We start from the raw sequence: 19429 nt of genomic DNA, 5'->3' as shown, positions 1-19429 counted from the left end.
GGACCGTTCCCGTATCCATCACTTTGACGTCCCGCGATGTGTTTCATTTCGCGGAGGAGCCTGTCTGTGTCCGAAACTGCCGCATCCGAACTGACGCCGCAACAGCGGGAGAAAAAGACGCGGGAGATCCCGTTCACAGGCATCGTGGCCTTCATCGCGCGCCGCTGGATCGAGCATCCGTGGCCACTTGCCCGCACGCTGACCGGGGTGGCGCTCGCGACGGCGGCTGACATCGTCATGCCCGTTCTGGCGGGCCGTCTCGTCAGCGATGTCTCACAGCATGCCGGTGGGCCGCCCCATGGCGCCGAACAGGTCGCGCTGCTGCGGGACGCGACCTGGACCGTGGGCGGGCTGATATCGCTGGGGCTGATCGGGCTGATCGGGCGCCGCTTTTCCTTCCTCGGCATAACCGATCTCACGCTGGCCATGATGACGGATGTGATCGGCAAGGCCTTCGCGCGCGTCCAGCGTTTCTCGACGGACTGGCATGCCAACACTTTCGCCGGCTCCACGGTCCGCAAACTCACGCGTGGCATGTGGGCGATGGATACGCTGAACGACACGCTGCTGCTGATGATCGTGCCGGAGGCGATCGTGCTGTGCGGGACGACGCTGGTGCTCGGGTTGCACTCGCCCCTGATGGGGGGCGTGCTCGGCGTGTCGGTCGTGCTGTTCATCGTGCTGTCGATATGGCTGACGCTGCGCTACGTCGCGCCGTCAGCCCGCCAGTCCAACCAGTGGGACACCCGCATGGGCGCGGCATTGGCCGACGCCATCACATGCAACGCGGTGGTGAAGGCGTTCGGGGCGGAGGGACGCGAGGAACGTCGGCTCGGCCGCACGGTCGCGGCATGGCGTGGCCGAACGCGCCGGACATGGGTGCGGGGCACGAATAGCGGGAATCTCCAGAACCTCGCGTCCCTGATCATGCGGATGCAGCTCATTGCCCTGTCCGTCTGGCTCTGGTGGAACGGCAAGGCGGGACCGGGGGATGTCGCCTATGTTCTGACGATGGTGTTTCTCGTGCAGGGCTATCTGCGGGATCTGGGCCAGCAGGTCAGTCAGGTGCAGCGTTCGGTCAACGAGATGGAAGAACTGGTCGCCATCTTCGGGCGTGAAGCCGGTGTGCAGGATCAGCCGGGCGCGCTCGTCGCGCGCTTCCCGCATGGGGCCATCCATTTCGAGCATGTGACTTTTCGCTACCCCGCGCAGACGAAGCCGCTCTACAGCGATCTGGACGTCACGATCGCGCCCGGCTCGCGTGTGGCGCTGGTGGGGCCGAGTGGTTCGGGCAAGACGACATTTACCAAGCTGCTGCAGCGCCTTTACGATGTCAGCGGCGGACGTATCCTGGTCGATGGCGTGGATATCCGGACGGTCACGCAGGAATCCCTTCGCTCGCAGATTGCCATCGTGCCGCAGGAGCCCATTCTGTTTCACCGATCATTGGCCGAAAACATCGCCTATGGCCGGCCGGGGGCAACGCAGGCGGAGATCGAGGAAGCGGCCCGTCGCGCCAATGCGTCGGACTTCATCGAGCGGCTGCCTGACGGCTATGCGACGCTGGTCGGCGAGCGAGGGGTCAAGCTCTCGGGCGGCGAGCGGCAGCGCGTGGCGATCGCGCGGGCTTTTCTGGCGGATGCGCCGATCCTCATTTTCGATGAAGCGACGTCCAGCCTCGATTCGGAGTCTGAAGCCCTGGTTCAGGATGCGATGGAGCGCCTGATGCGCGACCGGACGGTGATTGTCGTTGCGCATCGTCTGGCGACGGTGATGGAACTCGATCGTATTCTGGTCTTCAGTCATGGCGAAGTGAGGGAAGACGGTTCCCATGCGGAGCTGATCCGTCAGGACGGTGGTATTTACCGTCGCCTGTTCGAACTCCAGTCCCTGGAAGGTTGAGTGCGCGGCCGCGCACCTTGGGAGGGGACCTCCGCCCCTTCTTCCAGGTCCGGAGGCTCATGATATGCGACCCGTCGCCATGCCAGTCCCAAAACCGCGCGAGTCCCGAAACCGTGCCAGTCCGGTCCGAAAAATCAATCGGACTGCTTTGGGAGTCAGGCTCTGAAAACAGGAGCGGGTTGCACTTTCCGGCCTGAGGCGTTTCGATGGGGAACACTTGGCGGAGGCTGACGTTGCGTTCTGACCTCCCATGCGCGGGGCCATCGCGGATCCCGACAAACTGGCTCCGCGGCTCCCGATACCGAACCCTTTTTTCAGGAAGGACGTCCGTCATGGCGACAGACACGATCACCATTCCCGGCATCGAACAGCCGGTGACTCGTATTGCGCTTGGAACCTGGGCCATCGGCGGGTGGATGTGGGGCGGTCCCGACGACGAAAATGCCGTCCGGACCATTCATCGGGCGCTGGATGAAGGCGTGAACCTGATCGATACCGCACCGGTTTATGGGTTTGGGCATAGCGAGGAAGTCGTCGGTCGAGCGCTTGAAGGCGGCCGACGCGAAAAGGTCGTCATCGCCACGAAACTCGGTCTGAACTGGACGCAGGATCACAAAGTTTTCCGCGACAGCCGCCCCGAGCGCGTCCGCGATGAGGTCGAACAGTCTTTGCGTCGCCTGAAGACAGACTACCTCGATCTTGAGCAGGTGCACTGGCCCGATGGTCTCACCCCCGTCGAGGATACGGCGGCCGAACTCGAAAAACTGCATCAGGAAGGCAAGATCCGGGCCGTCGGGGTCAGCAATTTTTCGGTGGCGGATATGGAGAAGTTCCGCGCGAAAGTGCCGCTCAGCACCATCCAGCCGCCATATAACCTGTTCGAGCGCGGTCCGACCGAGCGCGATGTGCTGCCTTATGCGCATAAGCATCACGCGGTCGTGCTGGCCTACGGTCCTCTGTGTCGTGGCTTGCTGGCGGGAAAGATGACGGCGGACTCAACGTTTCCGAAGGACGATCTGCGCTCGATGGATCCCAAGTTCCAGCCGCCCCGTTTCAGGAATTATCTGGCGGCAGTCGAGGATCTGAAAGCCTTTGCCGAAAAGCGTGGCAAGACCGTTCTCAGCCTGGCCATACGCTGGGTGCTCGATCAGGGACCGACCGTGGCTCTGTGGGGCGCGCGCAAGCCCGCGCAGATCGAAGGCATTCGCGATGCGCTGGGCTGGACGCTGTCGAAAGACGAACTCGCGGAGATCGACGCGATTCTCAAGCGACACGTTCCTGACGAAATCGAGCCTGATTTCATGGCACCTCCCCAGCGTAGCGCCTGACGGCAGAAGGTGGGGCGGGCCGTCGCCGGGCACGTAGGGGGTGTGGGCCGTGATCGGATCGGAGTCTGCGGGGTGGATATCCTGACGGGTATGCAGGATCCGGCGTTCTTGGATTGTCATCGTGCGGCAGGAGTCCATCCTGTTTCACCGCTCGCTGGCTGAAAATATTGCCTATGATCGCCCTGGGGGCGACACAGGGGCAGATCGAGGAAGCGTCCCATCGCGCCAATGCGTCGGGCTTTATCGAACGGCTGATGCGCGACGGGACCGTCATCGTCGTTGCGCATCGTCTCACGACGGTGATGGAACGCGATCCTATTCTGGCGTATTCTGGGCTTCAGTCATGGTGAGTTGAAGGAGGATGGCTCCCACGCAGAGCTCATCCGTCAGGACGGGGGCATGCACCGTCGCCTGTTCCAGCTTCAGTCCCTGGAAGGTTGAGCGGGCGCAGGTCGGTCCGACGGTTATTGATTGGCTCCTCTCTCGTGAGAAAACGAGAAAGCATCGCGGAAACTCCGTCAAACCGGAGGATTTTACGGAGCTTCCGGGTGATCGCGGTCAGCTACGGATTGGAAGCGCTCTGCGGCACACCCGCTTTCTCGGCGTCAGGCATGCCGACAAGGCGATAGACGACCGGCGTGCCCAGACCCGTCGTGTAGTTGAAGTATTTCCCACGCGTATTGACCGGCTGGTTATTCGTTACCACGCCATTATATCCCGGAATGGTGCGATGGAAGACGGTCGTCGAACGATCTGTATTGTTCGATCCGGTGCTGGCTTGGGCGGTGCCGAGCGCGTAAAGATAGGGATTCAGATTGCCTTGACGACCCGATTTCTCGATCAGAATGGCAACGGCGCCGGCAAGCTCCGGCGCGGCGACGGACGTTCCGATGAACCCGCTGAAAATCCCGTTGGTGCTGACGACGACGGCGGAGCGATCCGTGTTGCCGTTTCCATTGAGGACACTGTTCCCGCCGTTGCACGGGGTAATGGCGCCATATGGGCAGCCGCCGACCTGCATGCCGATGTCCGGCACGGCCCGATAGCCGGTTGAGCCGGTGTTGATGCCGCCGTCAGTCTGGTAAGCGGGTTTGGCGAAATAGACGGAGAGGCCGCCGCCTGCGCCCCAGCGCGCGTTGACGAGCGTCTTGCCGATGCCAAAAGGATCTTTGGCGGGAAGGGGATCGCTGTACGCGTTTTCGCCGACATAGGTCGAATCGAGGCTGCCGGAAGTGTTCTGGGTGAGCAGGTTCGTACCCCCGACTGCCGTCACGTTGGGATCGCTTGCCGGCCATTCGATGCCTTTGACATAGCTGCCGTTATTGCCCTGAAGCACATAATTCGTATCCGGACATTCCAGTCCCGCGTTGTCGCCCGATGAGGCAAGGAAGGTTATGCCCTGGGCATTGCCTTGAAGGAACATTTCATGGGCGATATCGAAATAGGACGTATAGTCGGAACCGAAATTATATCCGGCTGTGAAATAAAGCTCGCATTCACCGAATGACGCGGAAACGACGTCCGCCTCGTTATCGGCGATGATCTTGCCGAAGCCCGCGAGCATTTCCGAGTTGGCCAGGGAAGGAATCTGGTAGAGGATGACGTGCGAGCCCGGCGCGCCGGTCAGGGCCTGCTGTGTGTCGAGAGACGCCTCGTCGAACTGGTTGGTATTGGTCGTCGCACCGCCATCGACCGCCACGCGCTTGTAGAGCGACGGATTCGAGGCCTGTCCGGAATTGGCCATGAAGTGTTCATGGTTGAAGACGGCGGAGAGGTCTGAATCATTGATGTCGGCCGACATGAGGATGCCCACGGTGACACCTGTTCCATCAAGACGGACCTGCTTGCCGTTTTTTTGGATCATCGTCTGATAAGATGGGAACTGATAGGCCTGCTTGAGATCATTGTACCAATAGGTGCCGTCCTTGCTGTAGCGGTTGGCGGGGTCGAGGATCGCAGACTGCGAGAGCGCTATTTTCTGACTGTCCACGTGAGCTTCGTGGATATTCTTATCGAGACCCAGAACGACGGCTTTCACCGATGTGAGGGCGGATGGAAGAACGGGCGCCGTCATCGCATAGCTGCGAAGCGCCCCGCCCTGGCTGCGTCCATAGGCGAGACTGGTGTTGAACGCGTGTCCGACCCGCGAAGCCGTGCCGGACACGGAAAGCGTATGGCCATGTACTGTCACGCTGAGGCCGCTTTTCTGGAGGGCGGTCGTGACCGCGGCGATTGTCGTGGCGGACGGCCCGTACTGTGTTTCGACCTCCTGGGGCGTGAGCCAGTGATGATAAAGGGACGTTGCCGGATCGTGCTGACGGGCGACCATGGCTTCCAGGCCAGCCCGATCACGCAGCGGAAGGACAACGGTGAAAGACACGGATTCCTCGGAAGCAAGAGGGCTGACGAATGTGAGAGGTTGTGCTGACGCCGACCCGCCGGGAAGCGCTCCACAGGCAAGGAGGCAGCCCATTATGGCACGTTCAGAAAAACCAAGGCGTTTCATTGAGTTATCGTCCTTGTGCGGGTTCAGAAAAGAGCAATGAAAACGCTCCCACGGCCCGGGATGGCGCGACGCGGATGAGTGCGGATTGCTGTCAGAAGATTGCCATGTCTGTTTCGAAAGTTAAACAGTTACGATTAAGCATTGTTTGATAAAATTTCGTTGCCGTCGATGTTACCCGAGAGCATGGTGGATAAGTGAGATCATTCTTGATTCCACCTCGCTTTGTCGGACAAATTTTCGGGCGGGATCTGGTGGTACGAAGCCGGTCTGGTGACGGAGGGGCTTGAGCACGCCGCTCCCGTCTGGTTGGTCGGGAAAAACCCTCGGGTGTGCGACGGGCTATCGTCTTTCCCGTGAATAGTATCAAGAGAGGAAGGTATCGAAACGAGGGATGCGGGCGGTTGCAGGTTGAGGACAGTCCGTCTGCTGAAGTGGGTTCCCTGGCCGGAGGTGGCGGAATTTGGCTCTCTTTCGTTGACAAGACGCGCCCCGGCGGATAGGAGGCCGCCATTGCCGGGAACGTGGACGTGCCGGCCGTGACCGGATCGGAGTCTGCGCTCCGTGGTTGCGGTATCAGACACGCGCCCGCCGCTTCCAGTTCGGGAAGTGGCCTACCGGTGCAACAGGCGGTCTTCCATGCAGCATGGGGAAGGCCGGAAGCCGAAAGGTCGTTCTTGCAATGAGCAAGCGCCAGGAAAGCAAGTACAAGATCAATCGCCGTCTCGGCGTCAATCTGTGGGGCCGCGCGAAGTCCCCGGTCAATCGTCGTGAATATGGCCCCGGCCAGCACGGCCAGCGCCGCAAGCAGAAGCCGTCCGACTTCTCGGTCCAGCTCATGGCCAAGCAGAAGCTCAAGGGCTATTACGGCAACATCAGCGAGAAGCAGTTCCGCAAGTATTACGAGGAAGCCGTCCGTCGCAAGGGCGATACCTCGGAGAACCTGATCGACCTGCTGGAGCGCCGCCTCGATGCGGTGATCTATCGCCTCAAATTCGCGATCACGCCGTTCGCCGCGCGTCAGTTCGTCAACCACGGCCATGTCACGGTCAATGGCCGCAAGGTCAACATCCCGTCCTACCTGGTGCGTGATGGTGACGTGATCGAAGTGCGCGAGCGTTCCAAGCAGCTCGCGGTTGTTCTTGATGCGGCCCAGAGCGGCGAGCGCGACGTTCCGGAATACGTGGAAGTCGATCATCGCCAGATGAAGGGCAAGTTCATCCGCAGCCCGCGCCTGTCCGATGTGCCGTATCCGGTGCAGATGGAACCGAACCTGGTCGTCGAGTTCTACTCGCGCTGATCCACGCCGGCCTTCGGGCCGGATGTTCCTTCGAACGCCGGGTCCGGGGCCTTGCCCCCGGCCCGGCGTTCGTCGTTCTGAAGACGGGTATCTGTCATGTCCGAAACCGCCACTGCTCCGGATGCGATCATCGAACGCGAGATCGCGCGCCGCCGTACGTTCGCGATCATCTCGCATCCGGATGCCGGCAAGACCACGCTGACTGAGCGTATCCTGCGCGCCGGTGGTGCGATCCAGATGGCAGGCAACGTGCGTGCGAAAGGCGAACGTCGCCGCACGAAATCGGACTGGATGGGCATCGAGCGCGATCGTGGCATTTCCGTCGTGACTTCGGTCATGACGTTCGAATATGGCGATTGCGTCTTCAACCTGCTCGATACGCCGGGCCATGAAGACTTCTCCGAAGACACCTACCGCACGCTGACCGCCGTGGACTGCGCCGTCATGGTGATCGACGCCGCCAAGGGCATCGAGGACCGGACGCGCAAGCTGTTCGAGATCTGCCGCCTGCGCGACATCCCGATCGTCACCTTCATCAACAAGATGGACCGTGAGGCGCAGGACTGCTTCTCGCTGCTTGACGAGATTGCCAATACTCTGGCGCTCGACACCTCGCCCGCGACATGGCCGGTCGGGCGCGCGGCGACATTCGCGGGGACTTATGATCTTCGCACGCGGGAACTGCGCGGTCTGGCCGCCGGGCTTCCGCAATCCGATCCGCGCCTGGTGCAGCTTTCCGAGGATCTCGAACTGGTCGAGGCCGCGTTGCCGGAATTCGATCGCGAGTCTTTCGATGCGGGCCATCTGACACCGGTGTTTTTCGGCAGCGCCATGAAGGAGATCGGCGTGACCGATCTGCTGGACGCGCTCGTCGCCTATGGCCCGGCGCCTCGCGCCCAGCCGTCTGAAACGCGTGCCGTGCGGGCGGACGAGACGGCCGTGTCCGCGCTGATCTTCAAGATTCAGGCGAATATGGACCCCAATCACCGCGATCGCATGGCGTTTGCGCGGGTCTGTTCGGGTCGCCTGACGCGCGGGATGCGGCTGAAGCATGTACGGACGGGCAAGCAGTTTGCCCTGCATACGCCGCAGTTCTTCTTCGCGCGGGACCGCCAGTTGGCGGAAGAGGCCTTCGGGGGGGATGTGGTCGGCATTCCGAATCATGGCACGCTGCGCATCGGCGATACGCTGACCGAGGGCGAGGATCTGCGCTTTACGGGCGTTCCGCATTTCGCGCCGGAAATCCTGCGTCGCGTGCGGCTCGATGACGCCATGAAGGCCAAGAAGCTGCGTCAGGCGCTGGTCGAACTGGCGGAAGAAGGCGTCGTGCAGCTTTTCCGCCCCCAGGATGGCCTGCCCCCGATCGTCGGCGTGGTCGGCACGCTTCAGCTTGATGTGCTCCAGTCGCGGCTCATGGGCGAATACGGAGTGTCCATCGGGTTCGAGACGACGCCTTTCTCGCTGGCGCGCTGGGTGACCGGTGACAAGGCGAAGATCGAGACGTTCTCGATGGTCAACCGCTCGTCCATGGCGGACGATCTCGATGGCGATCCGGTCTTTCTCGCCAGTTCCGCCTTCATGATGCGTCGGACGACGGAAGCGAATCCGGATCTGGCTTTCCATGACATCAAGCAGATCGGAATCGGCAACCCATAAATCGGGGTGAAGGGGACAAATCTCCTTCCGGGTACGGGCAGAACCCGATAATTCCTGCCTCCCTCAAGCGGCGATCACGGCCATAAGTCCGAACACCGCAAGATGCGCGGTCGCATGCGCCATCATTGCGCTTTCCAGAACAGCCAGCCAAAGACACAGCCCCGCATCGCATTGGCTGCAATCACCAGCGCGATGAGGCCCATGGAGGCATTGGGACCCATATGCGCCTCCTCATGATCGGCGCGCCTCTATCCGTCCATAATACCACGAAATTCCGTAAGCGAGCGCGGCGAAGCTGAGGACGAGGGCAATCTGGAGTATCTGCGAGGGTCGGGCGAGCAAGCCCATGACCAGAAAGGCTGTGCCAAGCAGAACCATCAAGGGACCACAGGTTCGATGCGTTCTGTCCCAGACCCAGACGCTGCGTCGGGTCCAGGGTGTGCGGATGCCGATGACGCCATTGGGGCTCAGTTTGCCGAGCGTATTTCCGAGCACGACAAACAGAATGCCCAGACTGAAAGCATGGAGTGACGGCATCGAGACCCCAAATCCTCGTATCTTCGCCACCAGACAGGCTTGAGTGACGCAGAGCAGTGCCGTCAGCGTGACCCACGCCGTATCGTAAAAGGACATGGAGCGCCTGAAACCGGCTTCGCGGTCGCGATTGAGAAAATACGGCGCGTAAAACATAACAAGCCATGTGACAGCCTGTGTCGCGACGCTCCATGTGACCGTCGTCAGGATCGCACTGCGCGGTGCGGCACTATGCCAGGTAACGCTCAGACATGCTCCTGTCGTCAGCGCGATCAGCGTGGCCGAGATCGCCGGACCTAGACGTCGTTCTTTTTCCAACGGGTTGTCTCCTCTCCAAGATGCAGGGCAGAGGCCAGGCCGAGCCAGGCTTCTTCCAGAACCGACAGGCGCAGGCGGTACGTAATGGTCGTACCTTCACGATCCCGCTCCACCAGCCCGGCGGCGTGAAGCGTCGAGAAATGGCCGGAGAGCGTCGAACGCGTCAGGTTGAAATGCTCGGCGATTTCGCCCGCCGTCATGGCGCGTTCGCGCAGCAGCACGAGGATGGCGCGACGGGTTGGATCGGCGAGGGCTTTGAAAACATCACTCATATTTCGTTGTTTAGCGAAACACCGAAATAAAGCAATAAAAATCTGCCCTGAAGGAGAGCGCGGAATGACGAATGTAATGTGAGAGCACTCGCCCGCCGCCGGATTGTTCGTGTAACGTTTCACCACCAAACCGGAAGGACTTTCGACTACCATGCTGCATATCTCGGACCTCGTGCAGGTTTATCCGAACGGCACACGCGCGCTCGATCATGTTTCCCTCGACATACCGCGTGGCATGTTCGGCCTGCTCGGTCCCAACGGGGCGGGCAAGTCGACCCTCATGCGCACGATCGCGACGTTGCAGGCGCCGACATCAGGGGCGATCACGTTCGATCGGATCGACGTCCTGCGCGAGCCGGAGCGCCTGCGCGAGACGCTGGGCTATCTGCCGCAGGATTTCGGCGTTTACCCGCGCGTCTCGGCCTATGATCTGCTCGATCACCTGGCCGTGCTGAAGGGCATTACGGGTAAGGGCGAGCGACGCGAAACGGTCGAGACGCTGCTTCAGCAGGTCAATCTCTGGAATGTGCGCAAAAAGGCGGTCGCGGGCTTCTCGGGCGGCATGCGCCAGCGCTTCGGCATCGCGCAGGCTCTGATCGGGCAGCCTTCCCTCATCATCGTGGACGAGCCGACGGCGGGGCTCGATCCGGAAGAGCGCAACCGTTTCCTCAACCTGCTCGTGGAAGTCGGCGAGCAGGTCGTGATCATTCTCTCGACCCATATCGTCGAGGACGTCGCCGATCTCTGCCCCCGCATGGCCGTCCTGGCCGGAGGGCGCATTCTGCTCGAAGGCGCGCCGCTGGCGTTGATCGACGAGAGTCGCGGACAGTTGTGGCGCAAGATCATCCCGCGCGAGGATCTGGAGCGCTACCAGCAGGATTATCGTGTCATCGCGGTGCGCCTGTTCGCTGGGCGCACGATCATTCATGTCGAGGCACAGAGCGATCCCGGTGCCGGTTTCGAACCGATGGAGGGAAGCCTCGAGGACGTCTATTTCCGTACGCTCGACAACTCCCGCCGGGCGGCCTGATCCATGCTCGCACGTATCGCGCGGTTCGAGATCCGCTATCAGATGCGCGGCCCGGCTTTCTGGGTCTGCGCCCTGATCTTCTTCACCCTGACTTTCCTGTGCACGACCGTATCCGTCATTCAGATCGGCGGGGGCGGCAACGTTCACAAGAACGCACCCTACGCCGTCGCTCAGATGGAGCAGATCTTCTCGGTCTTCTCGCTGTTCGTCTGCGCGGCCATCGCGGCCAATGCCGTCATCCGCGACGAGGAAACCGGCTTCGGCCAGATCCTGTACGCAACGCGTCTGCGACGCCTGCCTTACATCTACGGCCGTTTCCTCGGGGTTTTTCTCACCTGTTGCGTGGTGTTTCTCGCAGTCCCTCTGGGCGTGCTGCTGGGCTCATTCATGCCCTGGGTCGATCCTGAAACGCTCGGCCCGGTTCATTGGCTCGCCAACTTCAAGGCTTACGGCCTTCTCGCGATCCCGAACCTGTTTCTCATCAGCGCGCTCATGTTCGCCACGGCGACCCTGACACGCTCCATGATGGGGTCCTACATCGTCGCGGTCGCCCTCATGGTTGTGTGGACGATCGCGACCACGATGATCGGCAGGTTGCCCCGTCTTGAAGAGACGTTCGGCTATATCGAACCGTTCGGGTTCGGCGCGGTCGATCTGGCAACGCGCTACTGGACCCCGGTCGAGCGCAATATGCTGGCGCCGCCACCGACGAGCATCCTTCTATGGAACCGGCTGATCTGGTGCGGGATCGCGGCGGCTCTTCTGGCGCTCGCGGGCAGTCTCTTCCGCTTCACCCGACGCCAGCCGCGTCTGTCCCGGCGCTGGGATGAAGCCCCGTCAGCGCCGCTCCCCGTGTTCAATCCACGCGCCCTGCCCCGCCCGCGTTTCGATGCGTCCGCCCGGCGGGCGCAGTATCTCCTGCGTCTGCGATTCGAAATCCGGCAGGTGCTGCGCAGCCCGGCCTATGTCGTTCTTCTTCTGCTGGGCATCATGAACACGATCGGCGGCCTGACCGATCTCGACGAGATGTATGGCACGCCTGTCTGGCCCGTGACCCGCGTGATGATCCAGCATCTCATGGGTGCTTTCACGATGATTCCGTTCATCATGGCGGCGTTTTACGCGGGCGAGGTCGTCTGGCGCGAACAGGACCGCAAGATGCAGGAACTGGTGGGCGCGGCTCCTCTGCCGGGCTGGATCTTCGTGCTGAGCAAGGTGCCGGCCATCGCCATCGTGCTGTTCACGACGCTGATCGCGGGTGTCGTCGTGGGCGTGATCTACCAGCTCGCCCATGGCTACACGCATCTGGAACTGGGACATTACCTGCTCTGGTTCGTGCTGCCCGCGACCGTCTCGACACTTCTGACAGCCATCCTGGCGGTGTTTTTCCAGGTTCTCGCGCCGCAGAAATTCGTCGGCTGGGGATTGATGTTCCTCTACATGGTGCTGCGTCTGATCGGCGGCACGCTGGGACTGGACGACATTCTCTATAATTACGGACGCACGCCCGGCATGCCGCTCTCCGATATGAACGGGGTAGGCACCTTCTGGAAGGGATTGCTGGTCTGCGATCTTTACTGGGCGTGTTTCGCCATCATCCTGGTCGTGCTGTGCCATCTTCTGTGGCGGCGCGGCGCGGCCATGACGCTTCAGGCGCGTCTCGCCGTGCTCCCATCCCGTATCCGCGGGACGCCCGCGGCGATCGGCGGTGCGGCGCTGGGATGTTTCGCGGCTCTCGGCGTGTTCATTTTCATCAACACGCATGTCTGGAACGAATATCGCACGCCGGACCAGCGCGACCGGTACATGGCGGATTACGAGAAGGCGCTGCTGGCCTACGAGCATGTCCCCCAACCCGACGTGACGGCATTGCGTTTCGACATCGACATTCATCCGAACGGCCCGGCGATGGCGGTCACGGGTCATTATGACCTGACCAATCATCAGAATGTGCCGCTGGACCGTGTTCATATACGCATGGAGACGCGTCAGACGAAGCTGCTCGACCTCAGGATCGACGGCGCGACGCTGGAGCGTGACTATCCGCGGTTCCACTACCGCATCTACAAGCTGGCCCGGCCGCTCGCGCCGGGTGCGACGATCGGGATGGATTTCCGCACCGAGCGCAGGCAACGCGGCTTTGCTAACGCCGCCAATACGGGACTGGGAATTTTCCCCAACGGCACGTTCGTCAACAAGGACGATTTCGCGCCGACGATCGGCATGACGCGCGACGGGCTGCTTCAGGACCGCATCAAGAGGCGCAAATATGGACTGACGCCGGAATTGCGGATGGCGAAGCTCGAGGATCGCTCGGCGCAGGCGCAGAACTACATCCATGCGGGCTGGACGACCGCGGATATCACGGTCACGACCGACGCCGACCAGACACCGATCGCGCCGGGAGACCGGGTTTCGGATGTGACGCATGACGGCCGACGGACGGCTCGCTTCGTCACCTCGGCGCCGGTGCTCAACTTCTTCGCCGTGCAGTCCGCGCGCTACGCCGAACGTCATGCGACCTATGACGGTCCCAATGGACCGATTGCCCTGACGGTCTATTACGACCCGCACCATCCTTGGAACGTCGACCGGATGCTGAATGGCTTCAAGGCGGGGCTGAAATATTACGAGTCCAATTTTGGCCCCTATCAGTTTCACTATGCCCGCATTCTGGAGTTTCCGGCCTATTCTTCGTTCGCACAGGCTTTCGCGGGCACGATCCCCTATTCGGAAGGGATCGGTTTCATCGCCAATCTGTCGAAACCCGACAACATCGATTACGTGACCTACGTGACGGCTCACGAACTGGGCCATCAATGGTGGGCGCATCAGGTCGTCGGCGCGGATATGCAGGGTGCGACCATGCTCTCCGAAACGCTGGCGCAGTATTCGGCCCTCATGACGATGCGGGAGCTGTATGGCCCCGACAAGATCCGTCGCTTCCTCAAATATGAGCTGGATCAGTATTTACGCGCACGCGGTGCGGAACGCCTGGAAGAAGAGCCCCTCGAGCGCGTGGAGAACCAGCAATACATCCATTACCGCAAGGGCTCGGTCGTGATGTATCTGCTTCAGGACCGTCTGGGAGCGGATCGGGTGAATGCCGGTCTGCGCCAGTTGCTTACCGATTATCGCTTCAAGGGCGCCCCGTGGCCACGCTCGCTTGATCTCGTCGGTGACTTCCGTGCCCAGGCCGGGCAGATCGGCGATGCTGCACCGGCGGGGCAGCAGCTCATCACCGATCTGTTCGAAAAGATCACGCTCTACGATCTGCGCACGGTGTCCGGTGTCGTAACGAAGCGCCCCGATGGCCGGTTCGATGTGGACATGAAAGTCTCGGCGAAGAAGCTTTACGCGGACGGGAAGGGTAATGAGACGGAAACGCCGATGAACGAGCCCGTCGATATCGGTCTCTTTACGGCTATGCCTGGGGAAGCGGCCTTCGACCGGAAGAATGTGGTTCTGATGGCGCGTCGGGCGATCAAAACGGGTGACAACACCTTGCATTTCACGGTTGATCGCCAGCCAAGCTATGCGGGAATTGACCCGTATGTAGAGATGGTCGATCGCAATCCGGACGATAACGTCAAGCTGGTGACGGGGCCTTGACGGTGCGTATTCTGTAGACGGGTTTGTCGCAAACGGGCCGTGTACCGCTGATGGTGCGCGCCTTGGCACGACTGATGATGAGGCTGGTCACGTTCATGAACCAGCCTCGATAAGCGTTTGGATGCTCCAATTGGGTAACCTGGTAAGAGCAGCATGGCCGTCACCAGCTTCAGTCGTTTATTCGCGCAGCAAGGCCTGTTGACAAGGAGTTTCCCAAAATTTACTGAACAATTTATATAAACAACACCTGAATTATTGGATTTTATGATGAAGAAAGCGGCTGTATTTTACCATGTTTGGGCACCTGAAAATTCAGTCTCATGGTGCCTTCTCATAGATGAGCAGATAAAAAACCTGATACAGGCGGGTTTAAGGCATAATGCACGGATATTTTGCTGCATAAATAGTAAGCAGGGTGAAGTTATAAGGCAATATATATCTCAATATAATTTTATAGAAATAATAGAAATATCAGAAGATGAAAGTCAATATGAAGCTTTCACTCTAAAGCATCTTTTTGATTTTTGTAATAAAAACAAAGAATATGAATATGTAATGTATTTTCACACTAAGGGTATTCGCCATTTTTCGCAAACAAGAGATTTGAGTGTAATAAAAAATGTCAATAGCTGGAGAAGGTTTCTGGAGTACGGAACAATTACGAAGTGGAGGGATTGCGTTACAATGTTGCAGTCTCACGACGTGGCGGGAATAAACTTTCATATGCACCCACGAGAGCACTTCCAAGGAAACTTTTGGTGGGCCACTTCCAAATATGTAAGGAGTCTGGAGCATCCGCTATCAAAAAGCTTTGCGGATGAAAGCTTTTGCCATCCAGAGCAGATAAATCGAGTAAGTTGCGAAATGTGGATTGGTAGCGGAAAGCCGAACTGGTTCAGTATTTATAATTATCCATTTGGAATTGGTAATGGTTCAGATAATTTTGATTTATATGGGAACGATATTTTTCCTTATTTTTTGCATAACTCGTTTTAAATGAGAAAGCTGACATATCGAGTGTAACAGATCTTTTGTGGGAGCATAATTCAAAAATTGCTCGAGATTGAAGAATAGGGACGGTTTATTGGTCGTCCCTTGATTGTTTGGAAGACCATCCATGACAACTATCGGCTGCAGGGAGTCACCAACGAGCCGACCGTCTTCTTCACCTCATCTGGTTGCTGGCCACCATAGGGGAAGTGATGCAGGCTAAGTCAAAATACTCTGCATTTTCGCCTGCTCAATTCCCCGCTGGATTTTAAGAATATAGTTTCAATTCGTCATAAAAAATCCATGAAAATAATAAAATACTAGAAGCTGCTGAGCGCCACTCTCTTCCATGTGTTGGTTTGTACGCAGACATAATGATAATTCTGATCGTCTGTAAATTCACCCGCTATACAAGCGCTTGTCGAAGAAGCGGGGGTAGTCAAAGATTCCTGAAAATAAGCGCCGTTTTTGACGTTAACATTCCCGCTCGAAACTAACGTTCCGACATCTGCTTCGCCACCAACGGTCAAGCCATAGGTATTCAGTGTAATACCGTTGCCCGACGTATCACGAACGTTCAGCTGCGATGCCGAAGCTGCTTGGAGTATGGGCGCTACAGAAGAGCTTTCTGTCCAGTTCGAAGGTTGGAGCACTAGAAAATTCCCTTGGGGCACTGTTGGATGTCCACCATCCAGACTGAAGTCAATTCCACCGAATGAGGCGAGTCCGAGAACGCCCGTGCTGTTCGTCGTGTGTCCCGGTAGCAGGGGGTCATAAACGATCTGTGCCTGCGGAGTGCTCACGGCACCCGTTGTCCCGTTCACGATGAGGCCCTGGTGTAGGGAAACGCAGCCATATCCCGCCGTCGCGCAATCCTGAGCCAGCCAACTCACGAGACGCATATTCTGCGCTGAACCGGCGAAGGCGGCACTTTCCATCATTTCCCAAGTGTCGCCCTGATTGCTGACGCCCGCGTTGCCATGAAACCAGAAAGCGTTGCTCTCGATACCCACGGATTTGGCGCCAACCTCCATATGAATATCGACCGGCATCGGCGCCGTATTGAGATTGAGAGCCCAGCTATCAGCCGAAGGAGCCGCGTTGCCCTGATAGGTCATCGTCAGGCCACGGATGCGAACACGCCCGTCCTGACCTGAATTGTTGATCAGGTCGATTTCGTTCTCGTAGTTCCGAACCCAGGACTGTCCGGCCTCGTAGTCGAAAACCCAGTTGATATGGCTCGTGTTGGTTGGAGACCCTATGCCGACGACGGCCTTGCCAAAATTTGTCCATGCGGTGTCCAGGCTCGACGTATCTGGAACGCCCCCTGTCTTTCCGGAACCGGGGACGGCCCAGCCGCGCACGGCGATATGCGTGTTGTCCACGACGTGATCGACGATGGAAGCGTAAAATGTGAGGCCGCCCTGGCTTGTCGTCGCGCTGAATGTCGGGGTTGCCAGTGTCGGATCGACACTGTTCGTCTGGACATACATGCCGTAGTGAACGCGCGCCATCTGAGCGGCGCTCATGGCTGATTTCAGGACAATCTGGCCAGCGGTGTAACTCGCCACATCCAGTGTCAGCACGGGCTGAAGGTTCTGCTCGAACAGATATTCCATGGGACTGTCGGCATCGCCATACTCAGCGATCCCCGAGGCGCCATTGGCCCAGTTCGACGAACCGCCGCCCGATATGCCCGGCATGGTGTTTGGCAGGGCATTGCCGCTGTTGATCACACAGATCAGACATCCCAGCCCATCGGGGCCATCTGTTTGGCCGACAAGATAAAGTTGCCCATTCGCATTATGGTCATCGTCAGTATTCGGAAGACCCACGCGCGCGCCGGTGACCAACAGCGCATGCGGCTTGATGAGACTGCCGCCAGAGTAGTTGTCCTGATAGGGCTTGGTCGGATCATTCTGCGACGGATTGACCGACATGACCGGCGCGCCGTCAGACGAAAATAAGACCGATGCGCCGACGCTTCCGAGCGGTGCGAGTTCGTGTCCCCCGGCATCGAGGCCTGCGATTCCAAGCGGCTGATTGATACGAGTTGGCTGAAGGTAATCGCAGGGAATGGCGTTCTGGGACGCATCAAGGCCGCAGACGAGGCTGATTGCTTGGACGCCTTCCCATTGCCGTGCGGAATTTTTAAAATTTACGACGCCCGGGAGACCCGTCGCCGTTACAGGAGACGCAAGATTGACTTTTATATATTGACCGTTACTATTTTTGTAGTATGAAGCAACAGTGTCAGCGAAGCATTCGGGCACCGTAAGAAAAAACGCACAAATAAAAAATAAAAAGCGCATTTATATTTTTCCCTAAAATGATGCAAATATGGCATCATAAGAATATAATACACTTTTTGTGCTACAAAGTCAATCAAAAATGACTTCGATAAGGTCCGTGGTTCTTCGTGGAGCATCTGTGCAGGGGTTTTCGTCATGAGGTGAGAAGCCCTGAATGATTTTTATGCGTCAGGGCCAGGAATGCACTCTGATCTTTTCGTGCCAGGCAAGTGTCGGGCAACGGCAGATGGCCCGGGAGTATTTTCCCGAGAGGCGATAGCCGAATATCTTCGGCCGTGCTTTCCGCCAGAAAACAGTCTTCTCGAAGATGCCCGAACGTTAAAAACGAGAGTTTATGCTGTCATCCGCATATTGAAGGGCGGTACGATACCAGTCGGGGCGGATATAGAGTCCATCGTCTCGCTCTTCACCGAACACATAAGACATCGTCTGCCCACCTGCGGCTGCGAGGGAGCTCTGCACAAAGCCAAATGCCTGACGATTAATACGCAACGCCGTAATAACCGCATGCTCGGGAGCGAAAATTGAGTTGTGCAGTCCAGATCCGTATTCCCCAGCAATACTCGCTGCCGTCGAGAAAATCTCAATCTGTTCATCAAGAGACATAGTCTCTGGCGAGAATACCTGGTAGCCGAACTCCTGTGAGATTTCTTTTAACTCATCTCCATTCACGACCGGACGATGGTTTGTGAACGATTTCCGAGTGACAAACAGCTTGTTACATTTATCGAGCGCGGCTTCATGACCGACGCATAATTTTCTAAACCACTGACAATATTTTTCGAAAAGCGGATGTGCGTTAGATGAGGACTTGCATAGATTTACAGGAATCAAGAGATTTTCGCAGCATACGATCTCACGTTTATGGTCAAAGAGGAAAAGACTCTCTTTTCGGATGCCAATTTTACTGAGAAAAGAGAGGACATATTGGGGGACATCATTCGGTAGTATCCAGGTAATCTTATTCAGATCCATCCCAAAGGCATGAACCGTGTATACCCGTGTGAAAAACTCTACCAGCCAGTGTCCATAAACGACCCACCCGAAACCATAGAGTACAACCGACAATCCGCCGATCGGATGAAGAAGGGGAAGTTCTCCTTCAAGAAAGTGCTCAAGAACGTGCCTGTTTAATTCAGAGACATTTAATGTAGGAGAAGAAACTATGTTATCGTTATAAATGATTGTTCCATCATAAGTGACCATGGCGTTTGAAGCGACGTAATAACCAACAGCTTCGTAAATCGGGTTGCGATGAAGAGACATCAGTGCGTCTCCGTCTGTCACACCCAAAATAGAATGGAAAGTCATATTAATTGCCATCGAGCTTTTCGCCAATTCGACGAAAGGCAATCCGGTTTCGGATATATCTCTCATGGGTAAAGATAGTATTTCATGTTTTTTCATGAGACGTCTTTCTCGGTCCGATGACAATCAGCTTGCCCTCACCCTACGATGATCACTGGGCAGTGTGAACCATCGAGGCCATCAAATGCGGCCACATTGTCCGTGCCGAAATCCAGACGTCTTTTTTCCGGCGCCAGGATCTTGCGTACACTCTTTGTTCGCGGCGGGCTGGCCTGACTATTCCACTCTTTTCGTATCCCCCGGAACACCGATCCCGCTTGTATGGATACCTTCCGCAGAGATGCGAAACTGTGGAGCGCCCGGA

General features: G+C 58.1%; 12 protein-coding genes and 1 pseudogene. 8 read left to right on the top strand and 5 right to left on the bottom strand.

Annotated features, from left to right (window positions below):
- Positions 1 to 66 precede the first annotated feature (66 nt).
- The 3 genes and pseudogenes from PWM43_RS08720 to PWM43_RS08710 all read left to right on the top strand — a co-directional run.
- Positions 67 to 1902: an ABC transporter ATP-binding protein gene (locus PWM43_RS08720; RefSeq protein WP_289842107.1), complete on the top strand. Its 1836-nt coding sequence runs from the start codon at positions 67 to 69 to the stop codon at positions 1900 to 1902.
- A 332-nt stretch (positions 1903 to 2234) separates the two neighbouring features.
- The gene (locus PWM43_RS08715; RefSeq protein ID WP_289842106.1) at positions 2235 to 3230 is read left to right on the top strand and encodes an aldo/keto reductase; all 996 of its coding nucleotides are present in this window, start codon (positions 2235 to 2237) and stop codon (positions 3228 to 3230) included.
- An 88-nt stretch (positions 3231 to 3318) separates the two neighbouring features.
- Positions 3319 to 3671, top strand: a pseudogene (locus PWM43_RS08710) (ABC transporter ATP-binding protein); the annotation flags it as partial.
- A gap of 121 nt (positions 3672 to 3792) precedes the next feature.
- Here PWM43_RS08710 and PWM43_RS08705 read toward each other — a convergent pair.
- Positions 3793 to 5703: a S53 family peptidase gene (locus PWM43_RS08705; RefSeq protein ID WP_289842272.1), complete on the bottom strand. Its 1911-nt coding sequence runs from the start codon at positions 5701 to 5703 to the stop codon at positions 3793 to 3795.
- 712 nt (positions 5704 to 6415) lie between these two features.
- On the opposite strand from PWM43_RS08705, the gene rpsD reads away from it, so the two are divergent.
- Both rpsD and prfC read left to right on the top strand, forming a co-directional pair.
- Positions 6416 to 7033: a 30S ribosomal protein S4 gene (gene rpsD / locus PWM43_RS08700; RefSeq protein WP_289842105.1), complete on the top strand. Its 618-nt coding sequence runs from the start codon at positions 6416 to 6418 to the stop codon at positions 7031 to 7033.
- A 96-nt stretch (positions 7034 to 7129) separates the two neighbouring features.
- Positions 7130 to 8689 carry a peptide chain release factor 3 gene (gene prfC / locus PWM43_RS08695; RefSeq protein WP_289842104.1) on the top strand — a complete coding sequence of 520 codons (1560 nt, stop codon included), beginning with the start codon at positions 7130 to 7132 and terminating at the stop codon, positions 8687 to 8689.
- A gap of 231 nt (positions 8690 to 8920) precedes the next feature.
- Here the strand turns inward: prfC and PWM43_RS08690 are convergent, their stop codons facing one another.
- Positions 8921 to 9541 carry an SdpI family protein gene (locus PWM43_RS08690; protein ID WP_289842103.1) on the bottom strand — a complete coding sequence of 207 codons (621 nt, stop codon included), beginning with the start codon at positions 9539 to 9541 and terminating at the stop codon, positions 8921 to 8923.
- Entirely contained in the window at positions 9520 to 9813 is a 294-nt protein-coding gene (locus PWM43_RS08685; protein ID WP_289842102.1) for an autorepressor SdpR family transcription factor, read from the bottom strand. Before PWM43_RS08685 ends, PWM43_RS08690 begins: the two co-directional genes overlap by 22 nt.
- Before the next feature lie 151 nt (positions 9814 to 9964).
- Here PWM43_RS08685 and PWM43_RS08680 point away from each other — a divergent pair, with 151 nt between their 5' ends.
- From PWM43_RS08680 to PWM43_RS08670, 3 genes are all read left to right on the top strand, one after another.
- Complete coding sequence (locus PWM43_RS08680; RefSeq protein ID WP_289842101.1) at positions 9965 to 10843, top strand: ABC transporter ATP-binding protein; 879 nt, start codon at positions 9965 to 9967, stop codon at positions 10841 to 10843.
- Positions 10844 to 10846: 3 nt separating this feature from the next.
- Complete coding sequence (locus PWM43_RS08675; protein WP_289842100.1) at positions 10847 to 14455, top strand: ABC transporter permease/M1 family aminopeptidase; 3609 nt, start codon at positions 10847 to 10849, stop codon at positions 14453 to 14455.
- A gap of 264 nt (positions 14456 to 14719) precedes the next feature.
- Positions 14720 to 15451 (top strand): hypothetical protein, encoded by a 732-nt coding sequence (locus PWM43_RS08670; protein ID WP_289842099.1) that lies wholly within the window; start codon positions 14720 to 14722, stop codon positions 15449 to 15451.
- A gap of 314 nt (positions 15452 to 15765) precedes the next feature.
- Here the strand turns inward: PWM43_RS08670 and PWM43_RS08665 are convergent, their stop codons facing one another.
- Both PWM43_RS08665 and PWM43_RS08660 read right to left on the bottom strand, forming a co-directional pair.
- Complete coding sequence (locus tag PWM43_RS08665) at positions 15766 to 17385, bottom strand: hypothetical protein (protein WP_289842098.1); 1620 nt, start codon at positions 17383 to 17385, stop codon at positions 15766 to 15768.
- Between the two features lie 690 nt (positions 17386 to 18075).
- Complete coding sequence (locus tag PWM43_RS08660) at positions 18076 to 19164, bottom strand: glycosyltransferase family 61 protein (protein WP_289842097.1); 1089 nt, start codon at positions 19162 to 19164, stop codon at positions 18076 to 18078.
- Positions 19165 to 19429 lie beyond the last annotated feature (265 nt).

It is taken from the genome of Brytella acorum, from assembly GCF_029309905.1.
In the GTDB taxonomy this organism is placed as follows: domain Bacteria; phylum Pseudomonadota; class Alphaproteobacteria; order Acetobacterales; family Acetobacteraceae; genus Brytella; species Brytella acorum.
Note: the sequence above shows the minus strand (reverse complement) of the source record. Positions and strands in the feature narration are given on the sequence as shown.